The organism is Desulforudis sp. DRI-14 (assembly GCF_052618305.1).
Window position 1 is genome coordinate 1 of the sequence record NZ_JBQXEZ010000034.1, and the last position, 14,074, is coordinate 14,074.

Consider the following 14,074-nt stretch of genomic DNA (forward strand, 5'->3'; position numbering starts at 1 on the left):
CGCCTGCCGTTCAACATAAGCCTCCTGTCAGTCGCCGTACCCCTCCGGGTGCCGCCGGTGCCGCTCCCAGGCCGACCGGACGATCATCTCCAGGTCCCCGCCAGTCAAGTTCCGCCTTAATCTTCGCCGAACCCGCCACCAGCACCGCCGGTGAACAAAACCCTCATCATGTCAGACACCTTGCCCAATACCTCAGCCGCTTAGCGTAGTACGTTCCTCGTACATCCTCCTGTAATACTCCCGGTACGCCCCGTCCCGGACCCTTTGCACCCAATCCGCGTGATCCACGTACCAGCGGATCGTCGCCTCCAGACCTTCTTCGAACGTCCACCGCGGGCGCCAGTCCAGCTCACACTCGGCGCGGGCGATGTCCATCGCGTAGCGGCGGTCGTGTCCGGGGCGGTCGGCCACAAACCGGATCAGGCTCTCCGGCCGGCCCAGGATCCGCAATATGGTCCGCACAACATCCAGGTTGGTCCTTTCCGCCCGCCCTCCGAAGTTGTACACCGCCCCGGGCCGCCCGCGCAGCAGGGCGGCGGCGATCCCCCGGCAGTGGTCCTCCACGTGGATCCAGTCCCGCACGTTCAGCCCGTCGCCGTAGACCGGAAGCGGCTTGTTCTCCAGCGCGTTGGCGATCATCAGGGGGATGAGCTTCTCGGGGAACTGGTACGGCCCGTAGTTGTTCGAGCAGCGGGTGACGACCACGGGCAGGCCGTAGGTCTCGTGGTAGGCCCGGCACAGCAGATCCGCCGCGGCCTTGCTCGCCGAGTAGGGGCTGTTCGGCTTCAGAGGGTGCTCCTCGGTGAACGGCGGATCATCCGGCCCCAGGGAACCGTACACCTCGTCGGTCGACACCTGCAGGAACACGCGCACCCCGTACCGTCGCGCGGCCTCCAGCAGCACCTGCGTACCCCGGACGTTGGTCTCAATGAACGGCCCGGCGTCCAGGATGCTCCGGTCGACGTGAGACTCGGCGGCGAAGTTCACCACCGCGTCGAACCCGCCCCCGGCGAAAAGGCCGGCCACGGCCTCCCGGTCGGCGATGTCTCCGCGCACAAAGGTATAACGCGGGTTGTCTTCAACCTCGCGCAGGTTCTCCAGGTTCCCGGCGTAGGTCAGCTTATCCAGGTTCGTAACGTGCCAATCCGGGTATTCCCGTAACACGTAGCGGACAAAGTTCGAGCCGATAAACCCGGCGCCCCCGGTGATCAGCAGCTTCACAGTATGTCCCCCTTTTTCATTTCCCGCAAGCAGCGCTCCAGGGCGTCCTCCCAGGGCGGCGGCAGGTAGCCCACCGTCTCCCGCAGGGGGAAGGGATCAAGGACCGAGTTGGCCGGCCGCCTCGCCGGACGCGGAAACTCCGCCGAGGTGCAGGGCTCAACCCTCGCCGGTAGCCCGGCCTGCTTCATTATCGCCCGGGCGAAGCCGTACCACGTCGTCGCCCCCTGGTTCGTAACGTGATAGACCCCGTAGCAGCGGCTCTCCACCAGGTCGGCGATGGCCCGCGCCAGGTCGGGCGCATAGGTCGGGCAGCCGTACTGGTCATCGACCACCCGCAGGCTCTCCCGCTCGCGCCCCAGGCGCAGCATGGTGGCCACGAAGTTCTTGCCCCAGGGCGCAAAAAGCCAGCTCACGCGCACGATGTAGAAGCGCGCCGTCAGGGAAGTTACCGCCCGCTCCCCCCACAGTTTGCTGGCCCCGTAAACGTTGACCGGGCATGGGTCGTCGTACACGCCGTAGGGCCCGTCCTTCCGACCATCAAAAATATAATCGGTGCTGATATGCAGCAGATCCACACCGGTCTCCCGGCAGGCCAGGGCCAGGTTCCGCGGCCCCAGGCCGTTCACAGCGAAGGCCCTCTCCCGCGCCGTCTCCGCACCGTCGACATCGGTATAGGCGGCACAATTTACCACTGCATCCGGCCGGTGCTCCCGCAGGGCCGACCTCACGGCCGTCAAGTCCGTGATGTCCAGGTCGGTGCGACCCAGGCGTACGACCGCCCATTCGCGGGCCCCGGCCTCCGCCGCCATCGCCCGCCCGAGCATCCCCTGAGCACCGGTCACCATTACACGCACAAACGCAAGCCTCCGCTAACTAAGAGTAATCTGGCACTCGTCGCCGATAAAGAAGCGCAGCGAGCGCCGGTGGCCACCTTCCCGCTCAAGCCGTACTCCGTAGCCGATCAGGCTGTCCTCGATGTGGTGCACCGCCCGCAGCGTGCAGTTGTCGAGGATCACCGAGTGTTCCACGCTGCAGTCCTCCACGGCGGTTCCCCTGCCGATGGCCGTATAGGGGCCGATGAAGCTGTCTACGATCTTCGCCCCGGTCCCCACCACCGCCGGCCCCCGGATGACGCTCCTCTCCACCACGGCGCCGGCCTCGATCTCCACCCGACCCACGACCTGCGAGGCCTCGTCGACCGTGCCCTCGACCCGGCGGCGGGTGAACTCGTCGAGGACCACCCGGTTGGCCTCCAGGATATCGTCCTTCTTCCCGGTGTCCAGCCACCAGCCCTCCAGCAGGCGCGGCGCCACCGCATGGCCCATGTTGATCAGCTCCTGGATGGCGTCGGTGATCTCCAGCTCCCCGCGCCAGGACGGCCTGATCCGCTCGATGGCCGCGTGGACGGCGGGAGAAAAGGCGTAAATGCCCACCAACGCCAGGTCGGAAATGAACTCCTTCGGCTTCTCCACCAGCCGCGCCACCCTGCCGCCGCCGTCCAGCACCGCCACCCCGAAGGCCCGGGGGTCGGGGACCTTCTTCAACTGAATAATTGACGTGGAAGTGTCCCGGCGGAAATCGGCCGCCAGCGGGGCCACCCCTCCCTGCACCAGGTTGTCCCCCAGGAACATCAGGAACGGCGAATCGCCGAGGAAAGCGCGGGCCGTCTTGACGGCATGCGCCAGGCCCAGGGGCTCGTCCTGCACGATGAAGGTCAGCCGCAGGCCGAACCCCGCCCCGCCGCCGAGCGCATCCTGCACCATGCCGCCGGTCTCGGGCGAAATGATCACCCCCACGTCCTCGATACCGGCCGCCGCGATTTGCTCCAGGACGAAGTGCAGGATGGGCTTATTCGCCACCGGGATGAGCTGCTTCGCCGTAGTATAGGTCAGGGGCCTAAGCCGCGTCCCCTTCCCGCCGGCCAGAACTAAGGCCTTCACATTACCCCTCCCCATCGGGCGTATACACAAAGTTGTTGTCCGCGTCCTCAAGGCGCGGCAACCGCGCGTCCTTCGGCGAAAGAATCGGCTGGGCCACCGGCCATGTGATGCCTATATCAGGGTCGTCATAGATAATCCCCCGGTCATGTTCCGGCGAGTAATAGTTGTCCACCTTATAGACAACCTCAGCCACGTAACTGAGAACGCAGAACCCGTGCGCAAACCCGCGGGGTATGTAAAGCTGGCGCTTGTTCTCGGCGGATAGCTCCACCCCCACCCACTTTCCGTAGGTAGGGGAACCCCGGCGGATGTCTACCGCCACGTCAAAGATCGCCCCACGTATACAGCGCACCAGCTTCGCCTGGGCTATGGGATCCTTCTGGTAGTGCAAACCCCGAAGCACAGGCCCTCGGGACAGGGAATGGTTATCCTGCACGAACACAGCGCGAATACCGAAGGCCGCAAAGTCCCGGTAGTTATACGTCTCCATGAAGAAACCCCGCTCGTCGCCGAAGACCTTCGGCTCGACCAGGATAACATCCGGGATTGTGAGGGGGGTGAAAGTGAAGGGCATCGTTAACCCACGCCTCCCCAACACATCGAACGCATGCTCAAACGCCTCTTTACCCAACGGGCCAGAAACGCTCGCCATCCCCCGCTGGCGAGGATAACGATAACGACAAACACCTCAGCGCTCACACCTTTCCCTCAGTGAGGAAAATTCTCTCCACCTTGTCGCCACGAACTCCTCAATTTCCCGTTTGAACCGCTCCCGGCTGAAGCGCTCCGCGTTGCGGCGGAGGACCTCCGGCCGGAAACGGCCTTCCCAGGCCAGAAACTGCTTCACCGCTGCTTCCAGCGCCTCCACGCTTTGTTCATGAAAGAAAACGCCGGTAGCCGAATCCCAGTTGTCTCCAGTTGCTGGCACCACCGTATCCTCCACCCCGCCTTTGCCGTAGGCGATGACCGGCGTGCCGCAGGCCTGGGCCTCCACGGGCACAATGCCGAAGTCCTCCTCGGCGGCAAATATCAACGCCCGCGCCCGGGACATCACGTCCGCAACAATAGCGTCGTCCTGGTACCCGAGAAACTCCACGTTTTTCCCCGCCAGCCTCCGGCACTCCTCAAACTGCGATCCGTCGCCAACCACCTTAAGCGGGATGCCCAGTCGTGTAAAGGCGGCCACCACAAGGTCCGCTTTCTTGTACGGTACAAGCCTGGAAACAAAGAGAAAGAAATTGTCTTTCCTCTCATTTAACTGGAACCGCTCCATATCCACAGGCGGGTGAATAACCTCGGCCTCCCGCCGGTAGGCCCGCCAGATGCGCCGGGCGGTGTAGCGGGAGTTGGCTATGAAGTGGTCCACCCGGTTGGCCGTCAATGTGTCCCAAAGGCGTATGTAGTGCAGGATGGACCTGGCCAGGAACGACTTCAAGCCCCTATCCAGGCCGTTTTCCTTCAGGTAACGATGGGTGAGGTCCCAGGCATAGCGCACAGGCGTGTGGCAGTAGCAGATGTGGAGCTGGTCAGAACGCACCAGCACTCCTTTAGCCGCCGCGTGGCTGCTGGAGAGGATCACGTCATACCCCGAAAGGTCAAACTGCTCTATGGCCAGCGGGTAAAAGGGCAGGTATTTCCGGTACCATTTCTGCGCCCTGGGAAAACGCTGTAGGAATGACGCATGCACCTGGGCCGGCTCAAAGCCCAGCCGCCGCACGCTTTCCTCCTGGTAAACCAGTGTATAGAGCGGCGCTTCCGGCCAGAGCTCATGAAATACCTCCAGGCAGCGCTCGGCTCCGGCAAGAGTAATAACCCAATCATGAATAAAGACAATCCGCACCTATTCACCGCCCCTCGCCGAGCCAAAAGTTAGTTTCCAGACGTTCACGAACAGGAAACTTCAAGAACCCATCATCATATTCGCGTTGTTTTTCTAGCAAGAAAAATATTCCCCAGGCCATCGTCGGAAAAATACGCGCCAGCATCCGTGCGATAACAGGCGGAAATGGGTAAAAATTGCTGCCACCAAAAGCCTTCAGCGCATAGCCGTGAGGAAAGCAATCGTCCAGAAATCTCAGGAAATCGCCTCGCGTGAACCCCCGTACATGGGCTGAGCTCGTCCTAATTGTTGATGGTTGTCTACCCATAGCCAGCAAAACACGATTATGCAAGGATGCTAAATTGGGAACACCCACTATCACCTTACCACCCACGGGTACTACACGCGTGATTTCGTGAAAAACCCAAAATACTTCTTTGAGATGTTCTAGCACCTGATTAACTATGACCACGTCCACCGTACCGTCATCAAATGGTAACCGGTCCCTCTCGATATCGAGCGCGTATACGGTAATACCCTCCGTCCGCAATTTTTCGACATAAGGCAGGTAGGACTCGATCGCGAAGGTTTCGGCCTTTGGGTTAACGTCCTTGGCCAGTTTTAAGTCTGTACCCCCTCCGGCACCAATATCGAGAACAGTTTCATATGGTGATGCCTTCTTCAAAAATTGCTTAATTAAATGACGGCCATAATTCAACTGGCGGTCAATCATCCCTGTCCCCCTTAAATAATCCTCCGGTCGAATCTTAATTCGCCGCCTCCTGTAATACCTTCCATGTAAGCTCTGCCGCGCGGTCCCAGGAAAAATGTTTCGCCCGCTCGATACCCTTCCGGCGTAACTCCTCCCTCAGGGTATTATCCTCCACCACCCGCCGGATGCCCCAGGCAATGGATTCTACGTCGTAGGGGTCTACTACAACCGCCGCGTCGCCTACCACTTCCGGCAATGCAGTGATGCCCGAGGTCACTACAGGAGTACCGCAGGCCATGGTTTCCAGCGGGCGAGGTTTACCTCGGTCCATCCCCTTTCACTCAGACGCCCACAAGCTGACGGTAAAGCGCGATGTGCCGCCTGGCGATGGCCTCCCAGGTAAATGCCGCGCCCCAGTACTTGGCGTTGGTGCCGAGTTGCCGGCGTAACTCGGAGTCGAGGGCGAGCCGCCGTACGGCCTGGAGGAAAGCCTCGCGGTCGCCGGCAGGAACCAGTAGCACATTCTCTCCGTCTTGAAGGCCCGGCGGCAGGTAATCCCCAACCCGGGTAGTCACTACGGCCAATCCGTGCTGCATGGCTGCGATAAAGCTTGCACGTCGCAAAGATACGCCATCCTTGAAGGGGAAAAGTCCCACATCGGCCCAAGCCAGTTGCCTGGACACCTCCTCCGGCGAGCAGAAGCCGGTAAAGTTTATAAGGTCCGCCACGCCTTTCTCCATAGCCAGAGCCCTCAACCGGGCTTCGTCCTCTGAGCTTATCCCTCCAATGAACACGAGTCTCACGGGTAAGTTTACCTGCCGAAGGCTAGATAACACCTCTATAAGAAAGGAAGTCTCCTTGGATTTATTCAGGAAACCGAAGTAGCAGAGCCTCAAACAGTCGGCTCTACAGGCATCCTCCGGGTCGCGCGTGAAGCATACCGGCACGTTGGCAGCCAGGGGGATCAGTTCTGGCCCGCCCTGCGGCCACCGGAAGCGACGCAAAGCCCGCTGCTCCCGCAGATCACACACGATAAGCCGGCGCGATAAGAAGATGAGAAAGAGGCTACTCAGCTTCCGGAGCGGGTGGGCAATGGTGAATTCGTGCAGGGTAACCACCACCGGCACCCTGGGCCGATAAAAATGCCAGAAAAGCGGGAGGAGGTTGACCGCTAACCCGATACCATATCCTTTTGTGGGATACTGGATGTGTACCACGTCCGCTCTGCTTCGGGCAGCCAGCCGCATTAAAGAGAAAAGTCCCCTCACGCCCCAGGTGCTTACCTGGTGCACTGCGAGTCTGGCATGTGCAGAGACCCTGACCCGGCTATCCGCGCTGGTGACCACGTCCACCCTAACCCCCTCATCTACCCGCAAAAGTGCCTCCACCAGCCGGTAGGTATAGTCCCCGACACCGCATGGCATTTCGGGAAAACTTCCGACTATCATAGTTACCTTCAACAACTTAATCACCAACGTCCCCAGTCAAACTAACTGAAACAACCTCAGATACAGATACCAACGGACCTTCTGACAGGCTTAACGGGCGGAACGCGGTCAGCATGGCCACTACACAGATTGAAGAGCCATATAGCTACCACTCAGCCGGAACTACCAGCGAAGTAAAGTCTAATTAGGATAACTTGCCTTCCGGGTCCGTACGGCTATGACCGATCTCGATGGTTCTATAGTGAGCACGACAAACTGCCCCTGATAAGGATAGACAACAACCGGTTAAAAACCAAAAATGTGCAAAAACAAACGAAAATCCAATTAGCGTATCAACTAAGAGCGTGAGACATAGAGCCGTCGCAAACGAAACAAGCAGCGCATTCTGCAGGGCTTGTGGTTCTACGTTTGAAGCTTTTAACACTGTTCTCAGAATAGATACTATAAATGCGAAGAACACAGACGACCCCAAAAGGCCAGTGTTTGAGAGTAACTTGACGATAAGACTGTATGCAGTAGTACTTCCCCACCCCACACCCAATATCGGGAACTGCTCAAAGAGTTTGAAGGCTTCAAGGGTAACTGCCAAACGCTCCTGCCCAGAGAACGTTTGGAGCTTTCCTTTCGTGAGCACTGTTAGAGCATCTAAAAAGTTCGGAAACGCAGTAACTAGGGCGAGTACCATTAGTAGGAGACAACCGAGCCATAGAGCGAGTTTGGGCCAGGCCCTCGGCGTTCGAAGATTAAGAAAAAGTAAAAGAGCAAGCAACAACATCAGGCCGACGTACGCGGTTGTAGAGGTTGATAGTAGAAGCACCATTACAAAGAAGACCAGAGTAGCCGCTTCTATAAGTCTCCATCTAAAAAGGGTATGCTTTCGAATTAGCATTACGCTAACTAGGGCCACGCAGGTTAACAAATAACTGGCTAATGCCGAAGGTTCTACTGCCACCGAAGTTAGACGTTTTAACCCAAACACGCTCAATTCCTGATTGTAGCCTAAGGCATGTGAGCTAGCCGAGTTATTGAACAGAACGGAGGAGTACGAAATACCTGCATAGTAGCAGAAATACTGAAGAACCGCCCACGCGGCCACAAACAGTCCGGATAGTACATAAACCCTGGCCGCCGTCACTACCGTTTGGTTATCTCGAACCCAGATGGCAGTGCTCGCCGATAGCAGAATCCCGTACGCGATGTAAAGAAACTGTGTAAAGTTAAAGGCGCTAAATTCGACTGGTGCTGTACCAGGGTAACCTTGCGATCCCGGAGCCTCAACATTGCCAGAGATAATGGCCGGCATCAACAGTGAGGCTCCAACAAAAAAACCAAAAAGCAAGATAAGAGCGAGTGATGCTTTAACTTCTTTCGGAATCGTCAGTTTTGGTCGTACTAACAGCGACGTGAATCCGCTGGTCATCCACAATATGCCGAAGTACTGTGAGGGTTGGAGTCCGAAACTTACACTATCGAAATTCAATACGGCTGATGCAGAAAACGGAATGAAAAATACAGCTAAATAGAAAAGATATAGAGGGCGCCATATAAGAAACAATAGGCTTATTGGTAGAAGAATATATCCCAGTATTGTTAATTCCATTGCGATCCTCAGCTCCTGGAAGACGAACGATGCTCAGGCCCCATTGAAGATGGCGGCCTGTATGCCTTACGGCTCCCGTCCTCACCTTTTTTGCTTCGGCCCTCGCCAAACTGCCTTTGCGCGATCCCATTCGAAGCTTAACGCTCGTTTTAGAAATCTACCCAATAAACCTACGGAAATGGGTAAAAGCGGAAATGACACGTGCTGGGTGAAGAAGCGAATCGCTGAAGTATTGAAGTAGATATCAAGCACGGAACTTTTCTTGCCAAGTGTTGCCGACTCCTTGTGCCATATCTTTGCTTCAACGGCAACATCAAGCCTCCATCCAGCCCGGCGTAGTCTGAAACTTAGATCTGTATCCTCCCAGTACATAAAGTATGCTTCGTCAAGTAATCCCACCTCCTTCAGCGCCGCACTTGACAGCAACATGCTGGCTCCAACAATATAGTCGATTTTTTGTCGCGGTGTCGGCCTCACCCAATGCCTAGAAATCCCTAGCCATCGATTTACCTTTCCACCTCCCCAAACTTGTATACGTCGTGGTTCATCAAAATAATAGAGCACAGATCCAACAGCTCCAACTTTAGAGTCACGAATGGCGGTGCTGAACAAACCCCCGAGTGAAACCTTATCCACTACTGTATCGTTGTTCAGCAGCCACACATACTCCGTCCCGCATTTCAAAGCATACCTTATCCCCACATTATTGCCACCCGCATAACCCAGATTAGCGCCGGTTTGGATGAGGATCATCCGACGGTTGGGGGACAGGTCTTCGATTTCAGCCTCCAGCTCCGGCAGGCCACCGGCTTCAGCGGTGGCGCGGTCGTACTCGATCCAGCGCACAGGCTTGGTTGACGGGTCATAGGTAAAAAACTTTGATTCAATCGGAAGCTCGCCCGCCGCCCAGGCCTTAATTTTTTCCACGGAGCCGTCGGTGGAACCGTTGTCGATGACAATTATGCGGTAGTTGGGATAGGTCAGACGTTGCACTGACTCCAGGCACTCAATGGTGTCCCGCCATCCGTTGTAATTGAGGATTAGGATTGCAACATGGGGCCTATTCATCAGTAGATCTCCTATTCTCCTCAAAACTTCAACCAGTTTCGTAAGCGTCTTATAAAGGGCTTATTGCGATACGCCTTAACGTCAAAACTTTCAAAAATTCTATCACCAAACAATTTTAGTATCAGATAAAGTGCAGGTGCCTTGATACGGGATCCCTCAAGCCAAGCGCTTTTCATGAATAAAAAGCTTGAACGATAATCTCGTTCCTTATATCGTTTAATCATCTCTGAAATAAGAAAAGCTACCCGTCGTCTTTTAATAAGATGTGCTAGTTCTGGGTATCGTGCTTGAACAATTCCCAAGACGATAAAAGATTCTTCTAATGTTCGACTTTGAAGATCCGCACTTGAGGTAACATTCCCTCCGTGTCGGCGATACACCCCTAACGCTTCCTTTATAGCTCCAATCCTACCGCTCCGAAAGGTTTCAATATCAAACAGCCAATCGTTTGAATAGCGAAGGCGAACATCAAAGCCGTGCGGCGGGCATGCGTTCCGACTAAACATCATGGTGGAAGGTAGCATAAAAGCACCGGGGTCGAATAATACTTCGATCCCTCCTTCCACCAACTTCTTGTTACCGCGGCTATAAAGTTCACTGAATACTCCTACAACCTGTTTAGTTTGCTCATCGTAAACATGAGCATCATGGTGACATCCTGTAATCTCCGGATGATCTTCCAGGTACTGAACTTGTTTTTCCAGCTTTGTTGGGTACATTAAATCATCCCCGCCTAGCCAGGCAATATACTTTCCTGTGGCAAGTCTCAACCCTCTATTGATATTACCCGCAATTCCCAATCTCCGCTCTCCAATAACTGCATTAATTTTTTCCGGGTATTGTTGGGCATAAGACTTTACTATAGTTCCTGTTCCATCATTAGATGCATCGTCTGCAACAATTACTTCAAAATCCTGAAACGTTTGCTGCAACACACTCTCAATTGCATCTTTAATGAAATCTTTATGGTTGTAAGTTGGTATAATCACGCTAACCATAGGGGATCTTTTATTATTGGCCCCAACAGACATTAGAACTCCATCTCCTCTTAGATGCCTACCTCCACCGGGTTAAGTCAAATAATTGAGAGCAATGGCACCCCCTAAACTCCCTGTTCCCTTAATAATCGTTTACTGAACGGCGTAACACATTCACAACAGACCAGACTTTATCATCGGTCAAATGAGGACCCATAGGGAGACTCAAAATCTCTTTTGACAAACGCTCGGTTGTTGGAAATGAGCCCTGTTCAAATCCTAGAAACCGATATGACTCCTGCAAATGACAAGGGATAGGATAATGTATCAATGTCCCAATACCTGCTTCAGCTAGTCGCTCCTGTAACACATCGCGTTCTGAGGTACGAATTACATAAAGATGCCACACCGGTTCTGCCCATTTCTCAACATATGGAAGTACCAAGGGCATATCTCGTAAGGCTTCTGTATAAAACCGAGCTATCTCTGCACGCCGCTTGTTCCACGCATCGAGGTAACGTAGCTTCACCCGCAACAAGGCTGCCTGAAGCTCATCGAGACGGCTGTTAAATCCTAAAAACTCGTGAACATACTTTTCTTTAGATCCATAGTTGCGTAACATCCTTATTCGCTCTGCAAGTTCATCATCATTGGTTGTCACTGCCCCTCCGTCGCCGAACGCTCCCAAATTCTTAACGGGGTAGAAGCTCCAACCAGCCGCATCTCCGATACCCCCTACGCGCCTGCCCTTATATTTAGCACCGTGGGCCTGTGCAGCATCTTCAATCACTTTCAGCCCATACCGATGCGCAATCCCAATAATGGGATCCATATCTGCTGGTTGGCCATAGAGGTGCACCACAATAATAGCCTTAGTCTTTTCGGTAATGGCTTCCTCAATGCGGGTAACATCAATGTTATAGGTCCGCTCATCTACTTCAACCGGCACAAGTTTAGCTCCTGCATGGGTTACCGCAAGCCAGGTGGCAATAAAAGTATGCGCAGGAACTATAACTTCATCTCCGGGCCCTATATTGTAGGCTCGCAAGATCAAGTGAAGAGCATCTAAGCCGCTAGCCACCCCAATACAGTGTTTAACCCCTAAATAAGTAGCCCATTCCTGCTCAAAGGCTTCAACTTCTTTACCGAGGATATACCAACCGCTACGCATGGTTCGGTTAAAAGCTTGTTGGAGCTCGTCCATAAGTTCTAGATGCATAGCCTTTAAATCCAAAAAAGGAACCTTCATGGTTTACTTTCCCCTCACTGCCCGCAAGAAATCTGCATAATTTCGATAATAGTCCTCCTCATCGTAGAATTCACTTGCTAAAACTAAACAAACTGCGCCCGAAGAAAAGTTTTCGAGTTCGCGCCAGATCATTTGCGGGATATATAATCCTTGCCAAGGACGGTTAAGAGTAATTTTTTCCCGGGAAAACCCGTCATCCAAAACAACGTCGAACGACCCGCTTACAGCAATAAGGACTTGCTGGAGTTGCTTATGCGCATGGCCGCCGCGGGATTCACCGCCCGGAACATCATACAAGTAGTAAACCCGCATAATCTCGAAAGGAACATGACGGTTTTCCTCGATGAACGTCAAGTTGCCACGCCGATCCTGGATTTTAGGAAACTCAATAATACGGCACTGAGCAAGCATCATTCATCCCCCAGGCTTGTACGTATTGCTCTGGCCGGGATACCCATTACAACAGTACGGGGAGGCACGTCCCTCGTCACTACAGCCCCGGCACCCACAATTGCCTCTTCTCCAATAACTACTCCTGGAAGGAGAATCGCACCCGCACCGATCACTGCGCCATCACAAATGGAGGGACCAACGATACGCTCCTCTTGATATCCATGTTTCCCCAACATGTTATCATTGGCAGTAAGTACACCTCCACTAATAAACACACGGTTTCCTACTCGCATGTTTCCAGCCAGCCAAGAATGATCCATAATTTTGGTATCATCTCCAATTGAGGTGTTATAATTCAAAGTCACATGACGCCCCACCACGCAACGGGAACCAATGCGGCATAACTCGCGGATGGAAGCACCGTCTCCAATTAAGGTATTTTCACCAATTTTAACGTCGTAATAGATCACCACATGAGGACCTATCGAACAATTAGCTCCAATTTGAACAAAAGGCTCGAACCTTGGGATGCGAGCAAGGACTCCGGCTCCCTTAGGCACCTTACCAACATACGCACCAGGAAAAACCTCCACGTTATCACCCAGGATAACCCCGGTCTCAATAACCACATAAGGATGTATCACCACGTTATTTCCAAGCGTTGCTCCGGCACGCACTACGGCAAAGGCGTGCACGGTGACATTGTCACCGAGCGATGACGTTTCAACAATCGCCGTTGGATGAATATTTACTCGGTGCAATTCTTACCCTCCCAATTTACTATTCAGCAGCATTTCTTCGCACGATTTGACGGCTCGACTCCAGTTATAGGTATCCTCCAACTCTGTAATCAATTTAAGAAGATCCTCATCCACAAGAGGGGGCACTTTCGGATGTAATTCGTTAGCGTCCTGACTAAGATCAAAGGACAAAATCCGACCGTCGGTGGTCTTAACGATCTTTCGTAACTCGGAATCAACAGCCGTCATGTGGGGGCAGCACCAGTATTCGTCGCTCGACCAATCTGGCCAGTACCTTCTTAAAGTCAGCACGTTCATTTGCGGATCTATGTTTTGGGCAAAAACCCACCGACGCCTCTGAGTGCCCACAAGGGAAACTGATCCCATCGGTGTAGGGTAAGGTAGCCCGGCAATATCACAAACTGTGCCGAACAGGTCATGAGTTTGCGCCAGATCTGAAATGATGCTCCCCTGCCTAGCTCCAGGATACCGGATTATCAGTGGGACCCGGATAAGCTCGTTGTAAGAACCAAAGCCATGGTCAAGCAGGCCGTGTTCCCCGAGCATTTCGCCATGGTCTGCTGTGACAACAAAGACCGATCTGTCAAGCAAATGCGAGATCTTAAGAAACTCGTAAAATTGCCCTATACACAAATCGGCAAAAAGTAGTTCTTCATCGTAGAGGGCGGTTAGAATGTGCCACATTTCTTCCAACGAGACAGTTGGCTTAAGTAAATTCAGATAATATTGATAGGGCTCAGTTAAAAAACTTTCATACCGGAAACCGTTCGAACCAAACTTTCCTCTTGTTTCCCGGGGAGGATTATAACGACAGTGGGTCTGCATGATATTGACTCAACTTTGACAGCCAACACCCCTCCCGGGTCCGCGGAGCCTTGAAAATCAA

Annotated in this window: 15 protein-coding genes; all 15 read right to left on the reverse strand. The window is 54.1% G+C overall.

Annotated features, from left to right (window positions below):
* Positions 1 to 192: 192 nt before the first annotated feature.
* Positions 193 to 1,221: a dTDP-glucose 4,6-dehydratase gene (gene rfbB / locus ACUM6F_RS12125; RefSeq protein ID WP_445349387.1), complete on the reverse strand. Its 1,029-nt coding sequence runs from the start codon at positions 1,219 to 1,221 to the stop codon at positions 193 to 195.
* A complete protein-coding gene (gene rfbD, locus ACUM6F_RS12130) occupies positions 1,218 to 2,066 on the reverse strand; it encodes a dTDP-4-dehydrorhamnose reductase (RefSeq protein ID WP_445349401.1) in 849 nt (282 codons plus the stop codon). Before rfbD ends, rfbB begins: the two co-directional genes overlap by 4 nt.
* A 24-nt stretch (positions 2,067 to 2,090) precedes the next feature.
* Positions 2,091 to 3,161, reverse strand: a complete 1,071-nt coding sequence (locus ACUM6F_RS12135) for a glucose-1-phosphate thymidylyltransferase (protein WP_445349388.1) — start codon at positions 3,159 to 3,161, stop codon at positions 2,091 to 2,093.
* A gap of 1 nt (position 3,162) precedes the next feature.
* Positions 3,163 to 3,735, reverse strand: coding sequence for a dTDP-4-dehydrorhamnose 3,5-epimerase (gene rfbC, locus ACUM6F_RS12140; protein ID WP_445349389.1), 573 nt, complete (start codon positions 3,733 to 3,735; stop codon positions 3,163 to 3,165).
* Between the two features lie 114 nt (positions 3,736 to 3,849).
* On the reverse strand, positions 3,850 to 5,001 hold the full coding sequence (locus ACUM6F_RS12145; RefSeq protein WP_445349390.1) for a glycosyltransferase family 4 protein: 1,152 nt from the start codon (positions 4,999 to 5,001) through the stop codon (positions 3,850 to 3,852).
* Positions 5,002 to 5,005: 4 nt separating this feature from the next.
* Positions 5,006 to 5,713 carry a methyltransferase domain-containing protein gene (locus ACUM6F_RS12150; protein ID WP_445349391.1) on the reverse strand — a complete coding sequence of 236 codons (708 nt, stop codon included), beginning with the start codon at positions 5,711 to 5,713 and terminating at the stop codon, positions 5,006 to 5,008.
* 34 nt (positions 5,714 to 5,747) lie between these two features.
* A complete protein-coding gene (locus tag ACUM6F_RS12155; protein ID WP_445349392.1) occupies positions 5,748 to 6,023 on the reverse strand; it encodes a glycosyltransferase in 276 nt (91 codons plus the stop codon).
* A 10-nt stretch (positions 6,024 to 6,033) separates the two neighbouring features.
* A complete protein-coding gene (locus ACUM6F_RS12160; RefSeq protein ID WP_445349393.1) occupies positions 6,034 to 7,116 on the reverse strand; it encodes a glycosyltransferase in 1,083 nt (360 codons plus the stop codon).
* A gap of 208 nt (positions 7,117 to 7,324) precedes the next feature.
* Positions 7,325 to 8,740, reverse strand: a complete 1,416-nt coding sequence (locus ACUM6F_RS12165; protein ID WP_445349394.1) for an O-antigen ligase family protein — start codon at positions 8,738 to 8,740, stop codon at positions 7,325 to 7,327.
* An 81-nt stretch (positions 8,741 to 8,821) separates the two neighbouring features.
* A complete protein-coding gene (locus tag ACUM6F_RS12170) occupies positions 8,822 to 9,808 on the reverse strand; it encodes a glycosyltransferase family 2 protein (RefSeq protein ID WP_445349395.1) in 987 nt (328 codons plus the stop codon).
* Between the two features lie 20 nt (positions 9,809 to 9,828).
* On the reverse strand, positions 9,829 to 10,839 hold the full coding sequence (locus ACUM6F_RS12175; protein WP_445349396.1) for a glycosyltransferase family 2 protein: 1,011 nt from the start codon (positions 10,837 to 10,839) through the stop codon (positions 9,829 to 9,831).
* Positions 10,840 to 10,927: 88 nt separating this feature from the next.
* Positions 10,928 to 12,034 carry a DegT/DnrJ/EryC1/StrS family aminotransferase gene (locus ACUM6F_RS12180; RefSeq protein ID WP_445349397.1) on the reverse strand — a complete coding sequence of 369 codons (1,107 nt, stop codon included), beginning with the start codon at positions 12,032 to 12,034 and terminating at the stop codon, positions 10,928 to 10,930.
* Between the two features lie 3 nt (positions 12,035 to 12,037).
* A complete protein-coding gene (locus tag ACUM6F_RS12185) occupies positions 12,038 to 12,445 on the reverse strand; it encodes a sugar 3,4-ketoisomerase (RefSeq protein ID WP_445349398.1) in 408 nt (135 codons plus the stop codon).
* Entirely contained in the window at positions 12,445 to 13,188 is a 744-nt protein-coding gene (locus ACUM6F_RS12190; protein ID WP_445349399.1) for an N-acetyltransferase, read from the reverse strand. Before ACUM6F_RS12190 ends, ACUM6F_RS12185 begins: the two co-directional genes overlap by 1 nt.
* A 3-nt stretch (positions 13,189 to 13,191) precedes the next feature.
* Positions 13,192 to 14,013 carry a sulfatase-like hydrolase/transferase gene (locus tag ACUM6F_RS12195; RefSeq protein ID WP_445349400.1) on the reverse strand — a complete coding sequence of 274 codons (822 nt, stop codon included), beginning with the start codon at positions 14,011 to 14,013 and terminating at the stop codon, positions 13,192 to 13,194.
* Positions 14,014 to 14,074: the final 61 nt, after the last annotated feature.